The organism is Acidovorax sp. 100, from assembly GCF_003688355.1.
Classification (GTDB): Bacteria; Pseudomonadota; Gammaproteobacteria; order Burkholderiales; family Burkholderiaceae_C; genus Acidovorax; species Acidovorax delafieldii.
Genome location: NZ_REFD01000001.1, coordinates 260,224 through 279,673 on the forward strand (window position 1 = coordinate 260,224; position 19,450 = coordinate 279,673).

A 19,450-nucleotide genomic window follows, 5' to 3' on the forward strand; every position below is an offset into this window, starting at 1 on the left:
GTTTCCGATGGGTTGGCTTGTTGGAATTTTCCGGACCTGCGCTTCATGCGCCGGATCTGCGGGCGACACCCACGGCGTGGGCGCCATTCTGCCCGGACGGCATGACCAGCGGCATCGCCGCCGCGTCACTGTGGCGCAAAGCCACCAGCGACCCCAGTGCCGCCAGCACCGGCCAGGCCGCGCCCGCCGCCAGCACATGTTTGAGGCTGTGGCCTGACACCCATCCGCCCGTGGCCTCGAACACCGAGTGGTCTGCCGTCTCCAGCAGCTTGGCCAGGGCGTACAACAGCACCACCACGCCCAGGTGCAGCGCCAGGCCATCGACCCGGCGTGGAAGGCATGCCAGCACCAGCACCACCAGCAGACCGCCCAGTTGCACCACGGCCCAGGGCAACAGGTTGCCTGTGTGCACCCAGACCCAAACCGCCATCGGCCCGGCCAGCAGCACGGTGCCAGCGGCGGCCACGCCCGCCCGCGCGCTCACCCGGGTGGCAGCCGCCAGACCCAGCAGCCCCGCAAAGGGCAGGACCATGCCCAGACGGTCCCACAGCAAGCCTGCGTCCTGCGGTTGCCAGTGGTACAGCGCCGAGCCTGCGGCAGTGCATAGCAGCCCACCAAAGAACAGCGCTGCCAGCGCACGGGAGGTGGCGTCCAGCGCGCCCGGCGGCACACGGCGCAGCTCCCACCAACCCCATGCACCTGCCAAGGCAAAGGCCAAGTTGCTCAACACATCCAGCGCACAAGGGATGCCCCACAGCGTGCGCAGGTCGGCAAAGTCACGCTGGTGCGCACTGGCGGGCAGCGCAGCCGCGCCCAGCACCAGGCCGGTTTCGGCATCCGACAGTCGCGACAGCGCTGCCAGGCCGCGCGCACGAGGGGGAGTCATAGGGGAAGAAGACATTACACACACCGTAGAAAGTGAACGATGCCGCGCAGTGTGGGCAGCGGCGCCACCGGTCGCCCCAAAAAGTCGCGCAAGGGGCCACCCACGCACCTTCGGGTATTGATAATCGATACCCAGGAGCCCCCACACCATGAGCACGACCGCCGACCTCGTCACCGCCCTCAAAAAAGAACTCAAGACCGCGCAGATGACCTACGCCGACCTGGCGCAGGCGCTGGGCATGGCCGAGTCCAGCGTCAAGCGCATGCTGGCCAAGGGCGACATGCCGCTGTCGCGCATCGACGCCATCTGCCGCGCGCTGGCGCTGGACTTTGCCGACCTGGCGCGGCGCGTGGCCGACGAGCAGCCCTTGCTGAAAGAGCTGACCCACGAGCAGGAAAAGGCCGTGGTGGCGGACAAGAAGCTGCTGCTGATGGCGATCTGTGTGCTGAGCCAGTGGACGCTGGAGCAGGTGACCGGCTACTACCGCCTGACCGAGGCCGAAGGCATCAAGTACCTGGCGCAGCTGGACCGCATCGGCATCATCGAGCTGCGGCCGCTCAACCGCTACCGCCTCAAGCTGGCCAAGACCTTCCGCTGGCGCCCACATGGCCCGGTGATGAACTACTTCCGCGACCATGCGCTGCTGGACTACTTTGCGGGCGGCTTTGACGGACTGGGCGAAGGCGTGCTGCTGGTGCACGGCAACATCAGCCGCAGTCTGGCGCCCGCCTTCATGGAGCGCATGCAGCGCGTGGCGCAGGACTTTGCCCAGCAGCACCTGGCCGACCAGAAGCTGCCCGACCGCGAGCGCGAGGGCTACACCCTGCTGCTGGCGATGCGCAGCTGGGAGTTCGAGGCGTTTGCCAGCATGCGGCGGTAAGCCTGTCGTCGATTTCGCGGGCCCCTGCAAGCGGCAGCCGTCGCTGCCAGCCCACTTCTGCCCCTGGTTGAGCGCAGCGGCCGCCTCACAGGTGCGGGGACTGGCCGCAGTGCTATGAACCAGCCTCCAATCACTATCCTTTTGATAGCTATCAGCGCATGAAATACCTGCGCCTGAGGTTAAAAACGCCTCAAAAACCCTCCTTGCGCCCGGCAAGAGGTAGCTTGACGCCACAAACAGAAATAACTATTCTTTAAATTGCAAATTCAACCAATTTAATAATAGTCAAATGAAAACCACACGCCAGCAGCAAGACGCCACGCGCCGCCAGATCGTGGCCAGCGCGGTGGATCTCATGACCCGCCAGGGCTTTGACGGCACGACGATGAAAGACATCGCGCGGGCCGCCGGCATCGGCGACGCCACGATCTACAAATACTTTCCGACCAAGGACCGCATAGTGCTGGGCTACCTGGACGACGTGGCCCACCAGGCGCTGGCCGACACGCTGCAGACGCCGGGCTTTGCGGGCTACGGCCTGCAAGAAAAGCTGCAGCGCCTGACCGATGCCGTGCTGGAGCGCCTGCTGGCCGACCGCGAGTTCGTGGCCCAGGTGCGCGGCCTGGCCCGGCGCTCGCCGCTGTCGATGCTGGCCGAGCCGCTGGCAGCGCGCCAAAGCCTGCGCGATGCGGTGGCCAGCTTTCTGGAAGCCGCCGAGGCCAGCGGCGAGATCGAGCCCTGCGACTTCAAGGGCCTGGCGGGCAGCCTCTACACCGACTACCTGGCGGGTGTGGTGAGCTACTGGCTGGCGGACACCTCCGACGAATTTGCCGACACCACGCAGCTGGTGGACCTGTCGCTGGGCGTGCTGGTGCAGGCGCTGCGCGGCGGGCTGGTCAACCGCGTGCTGCAACTGGGCGGCTTTGTGCTGCGCAGCCAGATGGCCCGCATGATGCAACACGGCAGCGGCTTGATGGGCATGCTGCACATGGCCCAGCAGGCCATGGCCAGCGCCCCCACGGCCCGGGCACCTGCTCCCATGGCAGCCGCCGCCGCAAGCCCGGCCACCACGCCTTCGCAGCCCCCTCGCACGCAGCGCAAGCCCCGCGCTGCCACGCCCCCCACCGAGGCACCGGCCGCCCAGCCCAAAGCCACGCCCCGCAAGAAAAAGAGCGCTCCATGAATGCGATCCCTGCCCTCGCCGCGCCCACCACCGCGCGCGCCACACAAGTGCCGCCCGGCACCGCCATCCACGCCACACTGCCGGGCGCAGATTTTTTTGATGCCTACGAGGTGGCCGACCGGCACCCCACACGCTCTGCCCTGCAGTCGTGGCTGGACGTGGCGGCCCGCACCCCGGCATGGACCCGCGCCCTCATGTTCGTGCGCAACAAGGCCGTGCGCCTGGTGGGGCTGAAGGACCTGGGCCAGCTGCACGATGACCATCCACCCGCCAGTGGCCGGCCTCTGCGCGACGCGCGCAGTTACCGCGTCGGCGACCGCGTCGGCATCTTCCGCATCCGGCATCTGAGCGACACCGAGGTGGTGATGGGCCAGGACGACAAACACCTGGACGTGCAGGTGTCCATCTGCAAACAGCCCGCCGCCCCTGGCGCCACGCCCCGCGTGGTGCTGAGCACGGTGGTGCACATCCACAACACACTCGGCCATGCCTACATGGCGGTGATCACGCCGATCCACCGTGTCATAGCGCGCGGCACGGCGCAGCGCCTGGCAGACCATGGCCAAAACTGAGGCGGAAGCGCCCCGCACCGGCAAGCTGGCCCGCAGTGCCATCACGGGGCTGGCGGCAGCGCGCATCGGCATGGCCGAGCTCTCGCACCGCACGCGCAAGCGCTCGGCCCAGGCGCAGACCGAGCACGAGGCAGCACTGGGCCGCATCCTGTTTGGTGCGCTGGGGCAGCTGCGCGGCTCGGCGCTCAAGGTGTCACAGCTGCTCAGCATGCACCCGGGCCTGCTGCCCGACGGCGTGCGCAGCGAACTGGCTCGCGCCCACCACCAGGCCCCGCCGCTCAACCGAGCCCTGGTGGGCCGCGTGTTCCGCCAGGCGTTCGGGCAGGAGCCAGAGGCGCTGTTCGACCACTTTGAACCCACTGCGTTTGCCGCCGCCAGCCTGGGCCAGGTGCACCGCGCACAGCTGGCCGGCCACGGCACGGTGGCTGTCAAGGTGCAGTACCCCGGCATTGCCGCCACCATTGCGAGCGACATGCAACTGATGCGCGCCGCGCTGCGCGCGCTGGCCCACACCGACATGCCTTTGCCTGCGGATGCCGTACTGGACAGCGTGATGACCGAGATCGAGGCCACGCTGCTGCGCGAGGTGGACTACCTGCAGGAGGCTGAACAAATGCAGTGGTTCGCCCAGCACGCGGCCAGGCCAGGCGTGGTGATGGCGCAGCCCCTGCTCTCGCACACGCGGGCCCAGGTGCTCACTCAGCAATTTCTGCCCGGCCAGCCGCTGCAGGCCTGGCTGACCACACAGCCATCGCAGGCGCTGCGCGACCAGGCTGGGCAGCACCTGTGGGACTGGTTCATGCACTGCATTTTTGTGCTGGGGCGGGTACATGCCGACCCGCACCCGGGCAACTTTCTGTTCGCGCCCGATGGCACGGTCGGCGTGCTCGACTTTGGCTGCACGCGTGCCCTGCCCAGCGCATTCCGGGCGCAGGTGGTGCAGGCGTGGTCGGCCCTGCTGCGCGCTCCCGCCGACCCCGCGCGCAACGCGCAGGTGCTGCAGGCCTACCAGGCGCTGGGGCTCTTGCGCAAGGACCTGACCGTGCAGGCCTACACCACCGAACTCGCCCCCGCGCTGGCCGAGATGCAGGCCTGGCAGATCGAGCCCTTCACCCAGCCGGTGTTTGACTTTGGCACCAAGACACCGCCGCCCATCACCCCCAGCCAGCACCAGCGCGTGCTGGGGCAGCACCTCGCCCAGATCCCCGGCGAGATGCCCGCGTTCGAGCGCATGTGGATGGGGCTGATGCACCTGCTGACGCAGCTGGGTGCCCGGGTGCACACCCGCGCCCACAAGGCACTGGCCGTTCACCCATGACAAACACCGCGAACACCGCGCTGACCCTGGCAGCCGCCGGGCTGACCCTGGTGGGGGTGGCACATTCGGTGCTGGGAGAACTTCTGCTGTTTCGCAGGCTGCGCACGCAGGTCCGCCAGACGGCGGGGCGCGCGGAGGTTGGCACGGCGCAGCAGTTGCTGCACACCCCGCACCTGCGCATCCTGTGGGGCACCTGGCATGTGGCCTCGGTGCTGTGCTGGGCACTGAGCGCCCTGCTCTGGCGCCTGGGCACCGCACCTTGGGACGCGGCCCTGGGCGCCTGGGCCGCCGACGCGGTGGGCATTGCCACCCTGGCCAGTGGCGTGCTGGTGTTCTTTGCCACGCATGGCAGACACCCGGCGTGGTGCGCGTTGCTGGTGATTGCGACGCTGGTGTGGTGGCGCTGAAGCAAGCCATCGCGGGCGGGTGAATGGAGACGCCGACGCCGAATGCCTGAGCAGGCGTGACAAAAATCACACGGCAACCGTTTGCCTCCGAAGTCGGCAACACAACTTCACAAAGCTTCGCAATTGGCCTACACCGGCTTGACGCAGCGTGCGCACCATGAAGTCTCCGGTTCCGCAAGGAATCACATCTGAGGAGAACCTTATGGCCCGCAAAGCACTTGCCGCTGTGTCCATCGCCCTGCTGTCGCTGGGCGCCGCGAGCGCGGCGCAGGCGCAGACCAGCGCCACCGTTGTCATCCAGGCTGGTACACCCGTCTACCGGCAACCCGCCCCGGTACTCGTGCAGTACCAGGCACCTCCCCCACCCCGCTACGAGGTGGCACCCCACCCGCGCCGCGGCATGGTGTGGGTGCCCGGCCACTGGGAGTGGCGCGGCCACCGCCATGTGTGGATGCAGGGCTACTGGGTGAAGGCCCGCCCCGGCTACCACTACCGCGAGCCCCGCTGGGTCGAACACGGCGGCCGGTGGAACATGCAGCCCGGGGGCTGGGACCGTGATGGCGATGGTGTGCCCAACCGCCATGACAGGGATCGCGATGGTGATGGCGTGCCCAACCGCTACGACCATCGCCCGGACAACCCGTACCGCCGTTAAGCCGAGGGGCGGCCGCCTGCGGTAGCGCGCAGGCCAGCCCCAGAGCGCCCCCCTGCGCCTACGCCAGGGGCGGCCTCGCGCCTACAGCGCGGTGCAAGGTACCCGTGCACCATCGACACACCCGGTTCCGCATCGAACCACCCACAGGAGACACTCATGGCCCGCCACCCGCTCACCACAGCATCCCTCGCGCTTATGGCGTTTTTGGCCTTCGCTCCTGCGCAGGCCGCCACCCAGGGCACCGTCATCATTCAGTCCGGCCAGCCCGAGCGCGGCTACCAGACTGCGCCCACCTACCAGGTGATTCCTGCGCCGCCACCTCCGCGCAATGAAGCGATGCCCCGCCCTCGCCGAGGCCAGGTATGGGAAGAAGGCCACTGGGAATGGCGTGGCAACCGCCACCACTGGGTGCGCGGCCACTGGGTTCAGGCGCGCAACGGTTACCAATATCGCCAGCCCCAGTGGATCGAACGCGAAGGCCGGTGGGAGATGCAACGCGGTGGCTGGGACCGCGACGGTGACGGCATCTCCAACCGCAACGACCGGGACCGCGATGGCGACGGTGTGCCCAACCGCCGTGACAGCCAGCCGGACAACCCGCGCCGCAATTGAGGGAGCAACTCCCGCCGCGACCAGGGCGCTGAGCGGGCCCCATCCCCGCGGTAGCAGCGAACACTGCTACCGCAGCAACAACACAGCCTGACCGAGCCCCGGAAAGTCCGCCACCACTTCAGTACCTGGCGCCACCAGCACGGTGCCAGTGCACGACCCCGTGGTGACCCACTGCCCCGCGCGCAGCCCGCCCAGGCTGCGCGCGCCTTCGTTGGCCAGCCACACCAGCAGCCGCAGCGGGTCGCCCGCCGGATTGCCCCAGGTGGCATGCTGCACGGCCACTGCCCCGTTCACCGACAAGGTCACCGCTTGCGCCAGGGGCTGCACGGCAGCGACATCGGTCACCCCAGCCCCCACGATCAGTGCCCCATGGCAGGCCTGGTCGGCCAGACGGCTCCACTCGCCCTGTTGCGCCCAGGCAGCAAAGCGCGTGTCGCACACCTCAATGGCGGCGCGCACCGACACCACCGCCGCCAGCACCTCGGCGGCGCTGTAGGGGGTGGCGCGGGCGGGCAGGTCGGCCCCCAGTTCGTACACCAGCTCCGCCTCCACGCCCATCACGGCAAAACCCGCTGCAGACAGAGCAACCGCCTCACCCGCTGCAGCCGCCCACACCGAATCGCGCGTGAGAGCGGCCCGCGCGGGTTGCGCCTGGGGCGACGCGGCGCCGACCTTCCAGCCTGCGATCTCCCCGCGCGCACGCACCACGGCGTCCTGCACCGCGTAGGCCTCGGCGGCATCGCGTGGGCGAAGCCCTGCGGGAAAGTCCAGCGGGCGGGGGGTGCGCCCCTCCCGGGCCTGGGTGATGACGGCGGCGCTGGCGACAGGGTCCAAAGTGGCGGGGGGCATGGCAAAACTCTCAGTGGGACAAGGGGTCGGCGGATTATCGGCACCTTCACCAGCGGCCCCGCCCCGCTGCATCAGCAACGATTGCGACCCATTAGCAGCCGGAGTCGATCTTGCGCGCAGGCTTGGCCCCTAGAATCGGCCTCGCAGGAGAGCACGGCAGCCACAGGCCGCCGCTGCACCGAAGGCGCAAACTCCCATACACGCTCAGGTCCCGTACTGCACCATTCATCAAAGCCGTCTGGAGAGCCGCCTCGCGCAACGCGAAGCGCACCGAAGGAGCAAGCCGCAGCCCGGGTGGGTGGCGGTGAATCTCTCAGGTACCAAGGACAGGGGGAGCGGCAGCTAGGGCATTCATGCGCCAGCTGCACGCTATTGAATTCATAGCTGCCAGCGCATGTTGTTCTAGCGCCAGAGCCCAGAAAGGCTTTGAAAATCATGCGCGTGATCGTTTTGGGTGCCGGCTTGCTCGGCGTGACTTCGGCTTATTTCCTTTCGCAACTCGGCCACGAGGTGACCGTCATCGACCGCCAGGGTGCGCCCGGTGCCGAGACCAGCTTTGCCAACGGCGGCCAGATCTCGGTGAGCCACGCCGAACCCTGGGCCAACCCCAGTGCGCCGCTCAAGGTGCTGCAGTGGCTGGGCAAAGAAGACGCCCCCCTGCTGTTCCGCCTGCGCGCCGACATGCGGCAATGGCTGTGGGGCCTGTCGTTCCTGCGCAACTGCACCCCCGCGCGCACGCGCCACAACATCGAACAGATCGTGCGCCTGGGCACCTACAGCCGCGACACACTGCAGCAGCTGCGCGCGGCCACCGGCATCCAGTATGACCAGCGCACGCAGGGCATCCTGCACTTCTATACCAACCAAAAAGAATTCGACGGCGCGCTGGCCCCTGCCGAGCAAATGCGCCAACTCGGCTGCGAGCGCCAAGTCATCAGCGCCGACGAGGCCGTGCGCATCGAGCCCGCCCTGGCCCACATCCGCCCGCAGCTCGCCGGCGCCACCTACACGGCCGAGGACGAATCCGGCGACGCCAACCAGTTCACACGCGAGCTGGCCAAGCTGTGTGAAGCGGCGGGCGTGCAGTTCCGCATGGGCCACCACATCACCGCGCTGCGCGAGGCAGGCGGCCGCATCGACCACGTGGAAGTGACCAATGCCGAAGGCCGCTTCGAGCGCGTGCGCGGCGATGCGTTTGTGCTGGCCATGGGCTCGTTCAGCCCGCTGATGGCGCAGCCGCTGGGCATCCAGCTGCCCATCTACCCGGCCAAGGGCTACTCGGTGACCATGCCGGTCAAGGACGCCAGCAAGGCGCACCAGGTGAGCCTGACAGACGACGAGTTCAAGCTCGTGTTCTCGCGCTACACCAGCGAACGCGGCGGTGATCGCCTGCGCATTGCAGGCACGGCCGAGCTGAACGGCTACGACCGCCACCTGAACCAGGTGCGCTGCGAGGCCATCGTGCGGCGTGTGGAGCAGCTCTTCCCCGGCGCGGGCGACACCACCCAGGCGCAGTTCTGGAGCGGCCTGCGCCCCGCCACGCCCAGCAATGTGCCACTGATCGGCAAGACGAAAGTGGGCAACCTGTTCCTCAACACCGGCCACGGCACGCTGGGCTGGACGCACGCCTGCGGCTCGGGCAAGGCGTTGGCCGACATCGTGAGCGGCCGCGTGCCCGAGGTGGACTTTGCGTTCCAGGGCTTGAAGGGGCGCGCAGCCGGGGCGGCGCTGGTGCCGTCGCGCACGGCAGCCTGAAGCAGCGCGCGGTTGCAGCGAGGCAAGGCTGCTGCAACCGCCGCGAGAGGCTGCGCCTACTTGGCGGCGCCTGTGGCGTGTGCCACGAACTGCGCCACGGCCTGCATGTCCTTCTCGCTCATGCGTTCTGCATAGGACGGCATCACACCAATGCCCGCCTTGAGCGCGCGCAGCACACGGCCCGCGTCGGGTTTCAGCTCATCCAGCACCGGGCCTACCTGGCCCTCGGCACCGGCGGCCTGCAGCGTGTGGCATACGGCGCAGGCGGGCTGGATCTTGGTGAACAGCTCCTTGCCGCGCGCCAGTTCGGCCGGGTCGGCAGCCCAGGCTGACGCACAGGCGCCAGCGGCCCACACCACCACGGCAAGGCGGCGCGCTCGGTTCAATCCACCCATGTCAGGCCACGGTCACGGTGACAGCGTGGTCGCGCCAGCTGGCGTTGTTGTAGCCACCCAGGTTTTCCTCGCGCTGCTCGGCCTGCACATTGCCTGCCGTGTCGGTGGCGCGGCTGGCCAGCACATGGGTGCCCGCCTCCAGGCGCAGGGGCAGCGCAAACTGCCGCCAGGCAAAGGGGCCCAGGTCGGGGCCGATGAGCTTGGCCGCCAACCAGGTCTTGCCGCCATCGGCCGACACCTCCACGCCCTTGATGCCGCGCGTGCCGCCAAAGGCCACGCCATGCACCTGCACCTGTCCGGGCTTGAGTGCCCCCTTGTCGGGCAAGGGGCCGTTGATCCACGACTTCACGCCCATCTCCCACACCGAAGGCTGGTCGGGGCTGGCCTTGCTGCCGGGCGGCGACATGCGGTAGCCGTGCGACATGATGCGCGCCTGCGACTGTGCGCTGGTAAACGCAACGCGCTTGACGTACTTGATGTTGTTCACGCCCTGGTAGCCGGGCACCACCAGCCGCAGCGGGCCACCATGCGCCAGCGACAGCGGCTCGCCATTCATCTCCCAGGCCAGCAGGGCGTCGTCCATCGCCTTCACGGGCACCGAGCGCTCCACCAGTACCGACAGCGGGTCCACACCTTCGGGCAGCTTCTCGCCCCCCGTGCCGGTCAGGTAGGCGGCACCATCGGCCAGCCCGCCCAGGGCGGCCACCACGTTGCGCAGCGGCACACCGCTCCAGACCACACAACCGGCAGCGCCCACCGACCAGGGGGTGCCGCTGGGCTTGCTGGGGAAAAAGCCCCGGCCATTGCCCGAGCACTGCAGCACGGTGGCCACGGTCTCCACGCCCAGCGTCTTGAGCTCCGCCAGCGTCAGGCTGCGCGGGCTCTTGACCCCTTCGACGGACACCGTCCACGCGTCGCGGTTGTCCAGGATGGCCGCGTCAGGCGCAGGCAGGTTGTTGCGCACGTACAGCTGGTTGGACGGCGTGATGACGCTGGTGCCGAACGCGGAGCGGCGCGTCTCCAGCGTGCTGCTGCTGTGCACGATCAACGCATCCGGCGACTTCCAACCCGCATAAGCGGGCAGCGGCTTGGCCGCAGAGGCTGCGGCCTGCTGGGCCCGCGCACTGCCCGTCCATCCGGCCAGGCCCAGCGCGCTCAGGGCAGCAGCACTTCCGGCCAACATGTGGCGGCGCGGCAGGGTCATCGAGTCTTTCATGGAAACGTCTCCAAATAGTGGGGTGGACAAAACCTTGTGGCCCCTCGCCATTGGGCGGGGACGGGGGATCGGGTCAGCCCGCATTCTGTGCGGCCGCTCCTCCTGCCGCACGCACGGCGTCGTTAGCAGAAGTAACAAGAACAAAAGATCGGAAACATTCGTACGCAGGTGCGGGGGGCGTGGGCATATTCGCGCTTTGTTTTGGGGAGAGGAGCAGCGCAATGAACACCACCAGAAAACCGACCCGAGGCCCGCTGGGACTGCTACTTGTCCTATGGCTGGGTTGCAGCGCAGCACAGGCCCAGCTGACGGCCATCGTGGCCGTGGAACCCACCGCCCGCAAGGCGGCGCATTCCATCCTGCGCACCGCTGCCGAATCGGGCTTATCGAAAGCCGCGGGCCAGTCGGTGGCACTGACGACCAGCGACGATATGGCCGACGTGATGCGCGCCACCCGCAGCGCGGGCTATGACATCTTCATTGGCCCTGCCCAGGTGGCAGCGTCTGCGTTGCAACGCGGCTACGAACTGGTGGGCGCAACGCAAAAATCAGACAGATACCTGCTGGTCGGGCTGCAGCAGTTGGCGGCAATGCCTGCGATGAAGGGCCGCAGGCTCTACCTGCCCCAGCAGGACTCGGTCTATACCTACATGGCGCGCGGCATGCTGAACGAGGCAGGGCTGTCGTTCCAGGACCTGCGCGCCGTGCAATACGAAAAATTTCCCCAGGCGGGCCTCACCGCCCTGACCCTGGGCACGGCCGATGCCACCGTGGTGCGCGAGGACGACTGGGCCGAATGGTCTGCGGCGCACCCCGGCATCGCGCGGGTGCTGGCCACGTCGCAGCCCGTTCCGGGGGGGTTCTCCATCGTGGTGAAAAAAGACCTGCCGGCGGATGCGCGCAACAAGCTGGCCCAGTGGTTCAACGCGTCGTCCTCCGCCAGCGGCCTGCCGCCAGTCTCCGTGCGCCCGGAGGCGGTGGAATACCGCCGCGTGGCCGAGCTGGGGCTGTTCACGCCCACCAGCCTGCCTGGGGTCAACCGTGTCACCGCGCGCGAGGCCCAGACCCTGCTGGCGCAGGGCGCCACGCTGGTGGACACCCGCACCGAAAAGGAATTCAAGACCAAGCGCATCCGCGGGGCCGTGTTCGCTGCATATGTGGAAAAGAGCCTCAAGGACGTGGCCTTCAATGCCGCGCAGGATGACTTTCAGGCGCTGGACAAGCTCCAAGGGCTGGACAGAGCCAAGCCGGTGATTTTTGCGTGCAATGGCGCCGAATGCTGGAAGTCCTACAAGGCCGCCAAGGTAGCCTCCGCCAAGGGCTTCCAGTCGGTGTACTGGCTGCGCGGCGGGTTGCCCGAATGGGACGAAACCGGCCTGCCAACCGAAGGTGGCTAGGAGTCTGCGCAAGGCCTCTGGCCCCTGTCCTTACAATTGGTCGCTTCTCAACTCCCAAGGGCGCGCAAGGCGCCCTTTGTATGGAAATAGCAATACTGTTCGCCCTCATCTGTCTCAACGGCCTGTTTGCCATGTCAGAGATCGCTCTGGTCACGGCCCGCAAAGTCCGGTTGCAAAAGCTGATTGATGAGGGCGATAGCGGTGCCGCCGCGGCCGTGAAGCTGGGCGAAGACCCCACGCGCTTCCTCTCCACCATCCAGATCGGCATCACGTCGATCGGCGTGCTCAACGGTATCGTGGGCGAAGCCGCGCTGGCCGCGCCGCTGGCCTCGTGGCTGGAGCGTCTGGGGGTGCCACTGCCCTACGGCGGCTACGCGGCCACGGGCCTGGTGGTGGTGCTGATCACGTACTTCTCCATCGTGGTGGGCGAACTGGTGCCCAAGCGCATCGGCCAGTCGTACCCCGAGACCTTTGCCCGCCTGGTGGCACGGCCCATCAACTTTCTGGCGCTGGCCACCAAGCCGTTTGTGCTGCTGCTGTCCACATCCACACGCACGCTGCTGCGCCTGTTGGGTGTGAAGGAAACCAGTGGCAGCCCGGTGACCGAAGAAGAGATCCACGCCATGCTGGTCGAAGGCACCACCGCCGGCGTGATCGAGTCGCACGAGCACACCATGGTGCGCAACGTGTTCCGCCTGGACGACCGCCAGATCGGCTCGCTGATGGTGCCGCGCGGGGATGTGGTGTGTCTGGACATCGATGCCCCGTTTGAAGACAACCTCCAGTGCATTGAAGAGTCCGACCATGCGCGCTTCCCGGTGGTGCGCGGCGGCATGGACAACATCCTGGGGGTGATCAACGCGCGCCAGTGGCTGTCCCGCACCCTGCGCGACAAGGCGCGTGGGGGCCTGGCCGACCAGCCGCTGCAAACGGCGCTGTATGTGCCCGAAACCATCACGGGTATGGAGCTGCTGGACAACTTCCGCCTGTCGGACGTGCACATGGCCTTTGTCATCGACGAATACGGCGAGGTGCAGGGCATCGTGACGCTGCAGGACCTCATCGAGGCCATCACCGGCGAGTTCCAGCCGCGGGACCCCGAGACCTCATGGGCGCTGCAGCGCGAGGACGGCAGCTGGCTGCTGGACGGCCACATTCCCGTGCCCGAGCTGAAGGACCGCCTGAACCTGGACGCCGTGCCCGAGGAAGAGCGCGGCCGCTACCACACACTCAGCGGCATGATCATGCTGCTGACCGGCCGTCTGCCCAAGGTGACCGACACGGTGCAGTGGGAAGACTGGAAGCTGGAAGTGGTGGACATGGATGGCAAGACCATCGACAAGATCCTGGCCACGCGGCTGACGCCCGAAGAAAAAGCCGAGTCCGACGAGAACGGCGCGGGCTGACCGGCGTTGACGATGGCAGGGGCTGCTGCGCCAGCCAGCCCCCTCCCCTCGTCTACCTCAGGGCGGCGAGGGCTCGCCGTCCACAAACACGGTCAACACGCCGGTGTAGCCGTACAGATGGTGGTGGGCGATCTCGCCGCCCGCAAAAAAGCCGGCCAGTGGCACATCGCCCAGCGCATGGCGCACGATCTGCAGCTCGGCGCTGGGCCCGCCAAAATGCGGCCCGCCCCGGCCCGAGCAGCTCACATAGATCGCGCCGCAAATGCGCCGCCCCGTCTGGGGTTGCGCTCCAGCATGTCCAGCAACGCCCGGCGCAGCGGCCAGTTCCCCTGGCGCGCCGGACGCCACCATGGGCGCGGGCTCCAGCTCCTCCGGCGATAGTTCCTCGCGGATCTCGGCGCAGATGCGCATGAGGTCCGCCCGCGCGGCCGCCACGTTGCGCTGGCAGAACGCCAGGTGCATGCCGGGCTCCACATGGTCGGCCAGGGCCACACCCCGGCGGGAGCCGTCCAACCCCAGGATATGGCGCACACGCGTGTCGGTGCCAAAGTGGCCCGTGCGGCGCTGGCCCTGTGGCTGCTCACCCGCACTGACCAGCCCGGCCAGCGTGGCGCGCACCTTGCGCAGGGCAGGCTGCGGGTCGCCACCGTCGAGCGACACCTGCAGCGTATCGAGCAGCACATCCAGCGCAGGCTCGCCATCCAGCGCAAGCACCACGTTCTCCTGCGCGGCCGTGATGGTGTGCAGCGCGCCCACGGGCTGGCAGCCCTGCGTGACGCGCGACACCAGCGACACGCCCGCACTAAACGCCACGCCCGAGAGGCCCCCGTCAAACACGCCGCTGGCACCGCCTTGCCCGGCCATGTTGCCGTCGCCGCCCACGGCAAACTGCACGCTGGCGGTGCGGCTGGCGCTGAGGCCGCCAAACAGGTAGCCGGTGTCAGTGCGCGCGGCCATCTCGGTCAGCAGTTCGGCCAATTCCGGCGTGTGGCCGTCGGCATGCACCAGCGCTGTGTGGGCCACAAAACCTGCGCCGGCATGCGGCGCGTGGGCGGGCAGCGGCGCCACGCCAGAAAACACGCGGTACTGGTCGGCCGGCACATCGAGCAGCATGACCGACAGCGCGGGCTCGTCAAAGTATTCGGCATTGTTGGCCGACACGCCCACGCCCACGGTACCGCTCCAGTCGGTCACCTCGGGCAGTTCGCTGCTCAGGTAGTCGAGCAGCGCCTGGGCCTCGTTGGCATAGTGGTCGGTGATGTACAGCAGGCCCAGGGTGGGCGCCGACGCGTAGTCAGGCAGTGCCATCTGGGCGCGCAACTGCGCCAGTACCAGCGCAGCGGCCATGCGCCACTGCGGGTGGGTGGCATGGCCGGTGGGGAAGAGTTTCATGGTGATGGTCTCCAGGCCTGGGCGGGGGTGGGGCAGTGCTGCGCCATCTGCGGGCTGCCACACCGGCCCGCTTTGGCGTCAGCCCGCTCGCTTGCGTGCCGCAGGGCTGCGGGTGCTGCCGGCCTTTGTGGCGGCGGGTTTCGTGGTGGTTTTGCGGGCTGCGGGCTTCTTGGCGGCAGCGGCCTTTTTGGCAGTGCCCGCTGATGACGCGGCGGCGCGCTTGGCGCCGCCCTGCATGGTCTGCATGCCCTTGGCGGCAAACTGGCTGGCCATGCCGGTCGCCGTCTTGAGGGCTTCCTTGGCCAGGCCGGTGGCCATGTTTTTGGTGGTGTCGATGGCAGTCTGCTTGGCCGCGTCCTTCATGGCATTGGTGGCAATCTGCTGGAACTGGCTCGTGAGCGCGCCCCACCACTGCATCGGGTCCACCACGGCAGGCTCGGCGGCCGCCGCTGTCTTGCCCTTGGCTTTGCCTTTGGCGGGTTGAGGGGCGGGCTCGGTGTCAGCGGGCTCCTCCTCGGGCTCGTCGGCAGCGCTGGCGCGGCCGGTCACGCGGGCGGCAGCACCCGCCACGGCCTCGGCGGCGCCGGTCACCGTGTCAGCGGCTTTTTGCACGCCGCTCATCACCGTGTCGGCGGTCTTGAGCTTGAAGGCGTTTGCCACATCGCCCATGCTGAAGTTCATGCCCTTGAGCGTGGCCAGGGTCATCTTCTGCACCTCCAGCGCCTGGATGGTGGCGGCCAGCGCGCGCGAGTTCTGCTCCAGCCAGAACTGCACGGCCTTGAGCTCGTCGATGCGCTTTTCCAGCTCTTCGACGCTGATGGTGGGCGCCACCCAATTGCTGAGGTTGGGCAACTGCGGAATGCTGCTGGACGCCCCCTTGGCAAGGCTTTGCAGAAAATCAAAACCGGGGACGAATTTGCCGAAACCGAAGTTGGATGTGTCGCTCATGGCCGCTCCGCAAGAGGTGGGTCGTGAGAACCTGCTGAAGGTTCTGAGGAGTCACAGCTTACTCCAATGCGTTGCGCCCGCGAAGGCGCTGCGGCGGCTGTCACCTCAGTGTTTATGCCCATCCATCATGCTGCCCGCCGTGGCGCCACCGGGTGCAGCGGTGCCCACCGGCAGCGTGAGGTTGAGCTTGCTTTCCACGCCCTTGGCGTCCTGGAACACCAGGGTGATGGGCACCGCGCTGTCCTTGGCCAGGGGTGCCTTCAGGTCCAGCAGCATGATGTGGTAGCCCCCGGGCTTGAGTTCCACCGTCTTGCCTGCGGGCAGGTCCAGCGTAGGCACCGCACGCATCTTCATGATGTCGCCTTCCATCTTCATCTCGTGCACCTCGGCAAGGCCGGCAGCGGGCGACTCGGCACGCACCAGGCGAGCACCGTCCTTGGCGGTCAGGCGCATGAATGCGCCCGTGGCCTTCTGGCCCTGCACGCTGGCACGCGCCCAGGCGCCTTCGACCTTGACGGCGGCGGTCTGGGCCCATGCAGGGGCACTCAGCAGTGCGGCAAAGACGGCAGCGGTGTGAAGCAGTTTTTTCATGGTGAATGTCTTTCGGTTTGCGAGAGAAGAAAAGGAAGCGGCAACAGGCTCTGGGCCCGACTGTCAATGATTGTGGGCAGCGGCGCCACCGGTGGGCAGAATCTCCAGCGCTGCCGCAGGGGACTTCAGGTCCGACAGCTGCTGGCCCGCCTTGGGCACCTCGGTCCAATCGTTTCGGCCCTCGGTGCAGACCTGGCGCACCGGCCAGTACACGGTGCCCGCCTGCTCCGGCGCCTGGGCCACGAGCACAAACTCGTCGTAGTGCGCGCTTTGCAACATGTCGTCCGGCGTCTTGGCCGTCCAGGTGATGCGCACCACGTCTTCGGTGATGCTGCGGCCGTGGCTGGTGTAGGGCTGGGCCAGCTTGTCGCGCTGCACATCCAGCGTCCAGCCCGGCTTGGGCATGGGGCGTGCACCGCGCATGCCTGCAGGGATGTCCACCACGACCTGCCGCGTGGGCGACGCGCCGCAGCCGTGGCCGACCTTGAACGCGGCCTTGTAGCTGGCGCCGGCCGGGGCCACCTGGTATTCGAGCACCACATGGGCCGATGCAGTGCCAAACAGGGCTGTAGCGCTAGTCAAACATGCGGCAGCAGCTATCTTTTTCATAGTATTCAGAGACATGGGATATTTTCCTTTCAGAGGCTTACCTTCAGCTCGGCCATGTAGCTGCGCTGCGGGTAGGGGTGGAAGTTCCAGAACTGGTAGTTGTTGAGGTTGTCGATGCCCACGGCGGCGCTGACCGCTTTGGTGATCTGGTAGCGCACGCGCACATCGGTGGTGAAGTAGCGGCTCGCGCCCTGGTAGGCAAAGCCGTTGGGGTCACTGTTGTCGAGCGTGCTGTACTGCTTGCCGCTGTAGCGCGCGCCCAGGGTGTACGACCACTTGTCATCGGGCCGGTAGGTGGCCACCGCAGTGGCGCGCCACTCGGGGATGCGGGGCTGCCATTGGCCGACGCTGGCCGGGAACTTGTCGTTGCGCGTGATCTTGGAATCCGTCCAGGTCAGGCTGCTGCCCAGCTCCAGCCCGCGCACAAAGACGTTGGCGGCCTGGTACGACAGCTCAATGCCCTTGGTACGGATGGCATCCACGTTCTGCACGTTGGTCACGTTGGGTGTGACGAGCACATTGGTTTGCGAGTACAGCGCGTCCTTGGTGCGCTCAAAAAACGCGGTCAGGCGCAGCAGGCCATTGCCCATGTCCCGCTCGGCGGTCAGCTCGGTGGTCCAGCTCTTCTCGGGTTTAAGATTGGGGTCGTTGTTGATGAGCGTGCCATTGCCGTTGATGCCGCCCTGGTACAGCTCGGCCACGGTGGGCATGCGCACGGCGCGGCCAGTGGAGGCCTTGAGCACCCACAGGTCGCTGGCCTGGTAGGCCACGGCAGCCTTGGGCGACACATAGGTCTCGTTGCGCTCGGGGTGGCTCAGCGTGGTGGTGGCGTTGCCGGTCTGGCCATTGCTGGCGCTCCAGCGCTCGGCGCGGGCGCCCAGCACGGCCTTCCACCGTGGCGCGATTTTCCAGGTGTCTTGCGCCCACAGGCCCAGCAGTTGGGTGTCGCCGTTGAAGGCCTGGTTGCGGGCGCCTGCATCACCGCTGATCCAGTTCGTCGTCGCGTTTTCGATAGTGCGCAGTTGGTAGCTGTCGCGCTGCAAGCCAAAGTCCACGATGTGCGTGCCCTGCAGCCCATCGGGCCTCCAGGTGCCCTTGGCGGCCAGCGTGTTCCAGCCCGTGCCCTTGCTGTTGACGATGCGCCCTGCCCCGCCGTTCAGCGCGGCAGGCAGCGCCACGGTAGCAGCGCGCAGGGTATCGGTCTGGTAGTCGTACAGGCTGGCTGCCACCTCCCAGTCAAACACGCCCTGTGTGCGGCTCTTGACCGACAGGCCGTGCATGAAATGTGTGAGGTCTTCGTTGGACACGTTGAAGTCCGTGGGCGCGAGCGCAAACGAGCGGCCGTTGATGTTGACCGTGCCGCTGTAGACCGCATTGCCGTTGGCATCGCGCAGGTAGCTGGTGGGCCGCCCTTCGGATGCGTTGTGCCACCAGCCAAAGGTGTAGGCGGCGCGCACGGTGGGCGAAAAGTCGTAGGCGATCTTGGCCTTGATGTGGTCTTGCTGCGTGTGGTACTGGGTGGCCGTGCCCAGCAGGTACCAGGGCTGGTTGCTGCGGTTGTTGCCCAGCACTGCGCCCGTCACGGGTGTGCCTGCGCTGCCCACGGTGCCTGCAGACACCAGGCGTGTGGGGAAGGTGAGCGGCTGGCCTTCGCTGTCGGTCTTGTTGAAGTTCAGGAACCACGACCAGTCGCCATTTTTGTTGCCCACCGAGGCGCTGACCTGCTTGCCGCCGTAGGTGCCGTTGGTGTTGTACAGGTCAAAGGGCTGGTGTTGATAGCTGACCTGCCCGTGCGCCTCGAACTTTGTCGGCATGCGCGTGACGTAGTCCACCACCGCGCCCACCGAGTTGCCTGCGTAGGCGGCCGAAAACGGGCCGTAGAGCACGTCCACGCGCTCGATCTCTTCTGGCGTGACCAGCATCCAGCGCGGCGCGTTGGTGGGGCCGTTGCCCAGGTAGTTGCTCAGCAAAATGCCATCGGCAAACACCATGGACCGCGCCGGGTTGCCCGTGCCCGAGGCGCGGGTGGACAGCACGGCGTGGTTGTAGTCGCCGATATAGCGCTTGCGCACCAGCAGACTGGGCAGGTACTTGAGGGCGTCTTCGCTGTCGGTGGCGTTGATCGCATGCTCGATCTGCTCGCGCGTCACGACCTCGATGGTGGTGGGGATCTGCGTGGGCAGCGAGGTGGGCTGGCCGCCGGTGATGGTGACCACGCCCAGTTCCTTGGCCGGGGCATGGCTGGTGGTGCTGGTGCTGTCAGCGGTCTGGGCGAAAGCGGATGAAGCCCCAGCGGACGCGATGCCAAGGGCGAGGGGAAAGGCACTGGCCACGGCCAGCGCCATGCGGCTTTTGCGCATGGAAACTCCTGAAAATCAA

At 67.4% G+C, this 19,450-nt stretch carries 19 protein-coding genes and 1 riboswitch; of the genes, 10 read left to right on the forward strand and 9 right to left on the reverse strand.

Features of this window, described 5'->3' with window-relative positions:
• Positions 1-43: 43 nt before the first annotated feature.
• Complete coding sequence (locus tag C8C96_RS01230) at positions 44-901, reverse strand: hypothetical protein (protein ID WP_233584128.1); 858 nt, start codon at positions 899-901, stop codon at positions 44-46.
• A 133-nt stretch (positions 902-1,034) separates the two neighbouring features.
• Here C8C96_RS01230 and C8C96_RS01235 point away from each other — a divergent pair, with 133 nt between their 5' ends.
• From C8C96_RS01235 to C8C96_RS01265, 7 genes are all read left to right on the forward strand, one after another.
• Positions 1,035-1,766, forward strand: coding sequence for a helix-turn-helix transcriptional regulator (locus C8C96_RS01235; protein ID WP_099729114.1), 732 nt, complete (start codon positions 1,035-1,037; stop codon positions 1,764-1,766).
• A 289-nt stretch (positions 1,767-2,055) separates the two neighbouring features.
• On the forward strand, positions 2,056-2,949 hold the full coding sequence (locus C8C96_RS01240) for a TetR/AcrR family transcriptional regulator (protein WP_121941167.1): 894 nt from the start codon (positions 2,056-2,058) through the stop codon (positions 2,947-2,949).
• Positions 2,946-3,521 (forward strand): DUF2867 domain-containing protein, encoded by a 576-nt coding sequence (locus C8C96_RS01245; RefSeq protein WP_121941168.1) that lies wholly within the window; start codon positions 2,946-2,948, stop codon positions 3,519-3,521. Before C8C96_RS01240 ends, C8C96_RS01245 begins: the two co-directional genes overlap by 4 nt.
• A complete protein-coding gene (locus tag C8C96_RS01250) occupies positions 3,508-4,839 on the forward strand; it encodes an AarF/ABC1/UbiB kinase family protein (protein ID WP_121941169.1) in 1,332 nt (443 codons plus the stop codon). Before C8C96_RS01245 ends, C8C96_RS01250 begins: the two co-directional genes overlap by 14 nt.
• Entirely contained in the window at positions 4,836-5,246 is a 411-nt protein-coding gene (locus tag C8C96_RS01255) for a hypothetical protein (protein ID WP_121941170.1), read from the forward strand. Before C8C96_RS01250 ends, C8C96_RS01255 begins: the two co-directional genes overlap by 4 nt.
• A gap of 202 nt (positions 5,247-5,448) precedes the next feature.
• On the forward strand, positions 5,449-5,901 hold the full coding sequence (locus C8C96_RS01260; protein ID WP_056065441.1) for a YXWGXW repeat-containing protein: 453 nt from the start codon (positions 5,449-5,451) through the stop codon (positions 5,899-5,901).
• Between the two features lie 156 nt (positions 5,902-6,057).
• Entirely contained in the window at positions 6,058-6,513 is a 456-nt protein-coding gene (locus C8C96_RS01265; protein WP_121941171.1) for a YXWGXW repeat-containing protein, read from the forward strand.
• Positions 6,514-6,579: 66 nt separating this feature from the next.
• Here the strand turns inward: C8C96_RS01265 and C8C96_RS01270 are convergent, their stop codons facing one another.
• Positions 6,580-7,362 (reverse strand): 2-keto-4-pentenoate hydratase, encoded by a 783-nt coding sequence (locus tag C8C96_RS01270; protein ID WP_121941172.1) that lies wholly within the window; start codon positions 7,360-7,362, stop codon positions 6,580-6,582.
• A 228-nt stretch (positions 7,363-7,590) separates the two neighbouring features.
• A riboswitch (glycine riboswitch) is annotated at positions 7,591-7,702 on the forward strand.
• A gap of 95 nt (positions 7,703-7,797) precedes the next feature.
• Between C8C96_RS01270 and C8C96_RS01275 the strand changes: the two genes are divergently transcribed.
• Positions 7,798-9,117, forward strand: a complete 1,320-nt coding sequence (locus C8C96_RS01275; RefSeq protein WP_121941173.1) for a D-amino acid dehydrogenase — start codon at positions 7,798-7,800, stop codon at positions 9,115-9,117.
• A gap of 56 nt (positions 9,118-9,173) precedes the next feature.
• Here the strand turns inward: C8C96_RS01275 and C8C96_RS01280 are convergent, their stop codons facing one another.
• Entirely contained in the window at positions 9,174-9,512 is a 339-nt protein-coding gene (locus C8C96_RS01280; protein ID WP_121941174.1) for a cytochrome c, read from the reverse strand.
• Position 9,513: 1 nt separating this feature from the next.
• Positions 9,514-10,728, reverse strand: coding sequence for a sulfite oxidase (locus tag C8C96_RS01285; protein ID WP_121941175.1), 1,215 nt, complete (start codon positions 10,726-10,728; stop codon positions 9,514-9,516).
• Between the two features lie 221 nt (positions 10,729-10,949).
• Between C8C96_RS01285 and C8C96_RS01290 the strand changes: the two genes are divergently transcribed.
• Together C8C96_RS01290 and C8C96_RS01295 are read left to right on the forward strand one after the other, a co-directional pair.
• A complete protein-coding gene (locus C8C96_RS01290) occupies positions 10,950-12,125 on the forward strand; it encodes a rhodanese-like domain-containing protein (RefSeq protein WP_121941176.1) in 1,176 nt (391 codons plus the stop codon).
• An 80-nt stretch (positions 12,126-12,205) separates the two neighbouring features.
• Entirely contained in the window at positions 12,206-13,531 is a 1,326-nt protein-coding gene (locus tag C8C96_RS01295) for a hemolysin family protein (protein ID WP_056065422.1), read from the forward strand.
• A 57-nt stretch (positions 13,532-13,588) separates the two neighbouring features.
• On the opposite strand, the gene C8C96_RS01300 is transcribed toward C8C96_RS01295, so the two are convergent.
• The 5 genes from C8C96_RS01300 to C8C96_RS01320 form a co-directional block, all read right to left on the reverse strand.
• Positions 13,589-14,923: an FIST N-terminal domain-containing protein gene (locus tag C8C96_RS01300; protein WP_121943821.1), complete on the reverse strand. Its 1,335-nt coding sequence runs from the start codon at positions 14,921-14,923 to the stop codon at positions 13,589-13,591.
• A gap of 78 nt (positions 14,924-15,001) precedes the next feature.
• Positions 15,002-15,871 (reverse strand): PhaM family polyhydroxyalkanoate granule multifunctional regulatory protein, encoded by an 870-nt coding sequence (locus tag C8C96_RS01305; RefSeq protein ID WP_056065419.1) that lies wholly within the window; start codon positions 15,869-15,871, stop codon positions 15,002-15,004.
• 105 nt (positions 15,872-15,976) lie between these two features.
• Positions 15,977-16,462, reverse strand: a complete 486-nt coding sequence (locus tag C8C96_RS01310) for a copper chaperone PCu(A)C (protein WP_056065416.1) — start codon at positions 16,460-16,462, stop codon at positions 15,977-15,979.
• A gap of 63 nt (positions 16,463-16,525) precedes the next feature.
• Positions 16,526-17,086 (reverse strand): YcnI family protein, encoded by a 561-nt coding sequence (locus C8C96_RS01315; RefSeq protein WP_060987455.1) that lies wholly within the window; start codon positions 17,084-17,086, stop codon positions 16,526-16,528.
• Positions 17,087-17,100: 14 nt separating this feature from the next.
• Positions 17,101-19,431 (reverse strand): TonB-dependent receptor, encoded by a 2,331-nt coding sequence (locus C8C96_RS01320; RefSeq protein ID WP_121941177.1) that lies wholly within the window; start codon positions 19,429-19,431, stop codon positions 17,101-17,103.
• Between the last annotated feature and the right edge of the window lie 19 nt (positions 19,432-19,450).

What these genes read in the sequence shown, in the direction of transcription:
- C8C96_RS01230 (WP_233584128.1), bottom strand. Translation starts at nt 901, where the DNA reads ATGTCTTCTTCCCCTATGACTCCCCCTCGTGCGCGCGGCCTGGCAGCG.
- C8C96_RS01235 (WP_099729114.1), top strand. Translation starts at nt 1,035, where the DNA reads ATGAGCACGACCGCCGACCTCGTCACCGCCCTCAAAAAAGAACTCAAG.
- C8C96_RS01240 (WP_121941167.1), top strand. Translation starts at nt 2,056, where the DNA reads ATGAAAACCACACGCCAGCAGCAAGACGCCACGCGCCGCCAGATCGTG.
- C8C96_RS01245 (WP_121941168.1), top strand. Translation starts at nt 2,946, where the DNA reads ATGAATGCGATCCCTGCCCTCGCCGCGCCCACCACCGCGCGCGCCACA.
- C8C96_RS01250 (WP_121941169.1), top strand. Translation starts at nt 3,508, where the DNA reads ATGGCCAAAACTGAGGCGGAAGCGCCCCGCACCGGCAAGCTGGCCCGC.
- C8C96_RS01255 (WP_121941170.1), top strand. Translation starts at nt 4,836, where the DNA reads ATGACAAACACCGCGAACACCGCGCTGACCCTGGCAGCCGCCGGGCTG.
- C8C96_RS01260 (WP_056065441.1), top strand. Translation starts at nt 5,449, where the DNA reads ATGGCCCGCAAAGCACTTGCCGCTGTGTCCATCGCCCTGCTGTCGCTG.
- C8C96_RS01265 (WP_121941171.1), top strand. Translation starts at nt 6,058, where the DNA reads ATGGCCCGCCACCCGCTCACCACAGCATCCCTCGCGCTTATGGCGTTT.
- C8C96_RS01270 (WP_121941172.1), bottom strand. Translation starts at nt 7,362, where the DNA reads ATGCCCCCCGCCACTTTGGACCCTGTCGCCAGCGCCGCCGTCATCACC.
- C8C96_RS01275 (WP_121941173.1), top strand. Translation starts at nt 7,798, where the DNA reads ATGCGCGTGATCGTTTTGGGTGCCGGCTTGCTCGGCGTGACTTCGGCT.
- C8C96_RS01280 (WP_121941174.1), bottom strand. Translation starts at nt 9,512, where the DNA reads ATGGGTGGATTGAACCGAGCGCGCCGCCTTGCCGTGGTGGTGTGGGCC.
- C8C96_RS01285 (WP_121941175.1), bottom strand. Translation starts at nt 10,728, where the DNA reads ATGAAAGACTCGATGACCCTGCCGCGCCGCCACATGTTGGCCGGAAGT.
- C8C96_RS01290 (WP_121941176.1), top strand. Translation starts at nt 10,950, where the DNA reads ATGAACACCACCAGAAAACCGACCCGAGGCCCGCTGGGACTGCTACTT.
- C8C96_RS01295 (WP_056065422.1), top strand. Translation starts at nt 12,206, where the DNA reads ATGGAAATAGCAATACTGTTCGCCCTCATCTGTCTCAACGGCCTGTTT.
- C8C96_RS01300 (WP_121943821.1), bottom strand. Translation starts at nt 14,923, where the DNA reads ATGAAACTCTTCCCCACCGGCCATGCCACCCACCCGCAGTGGCGCATG.
- C8C96_RS01305 (WP_056065419.1), bottom strand. Translation starts at nt 15,871, where the DNA reads ATGAGCGACACATCCAACTTCGGTTTCGGCAAATTCGTCCCCGGTTTT.
- C8C96_RS01310 (WP_056065416.1), bottom strand. Translation starts at nt 16,462, where the DNA reads ATGAAAAAACTGCTTCACACCGCTGCCGTCTTTGCCGCACTGCTGAGT.
- C8C96_RS01315 (WP_060987455.1), bottom strand. Translation starts at nt 17,086, where the DNA reads ATGTCTCTGAATACTATGAAAAAGATAGCTGCTGCCGCATGTTTGACT.
- C8C96_RS01320 (WP_121941177.1), bottom strand. Translation starts at nt 19,431, where the DNA reads ATGCGCAAAAGCCGCATGGCGCTGGCCGTGGCCAGTGCCTTTCCCCTC.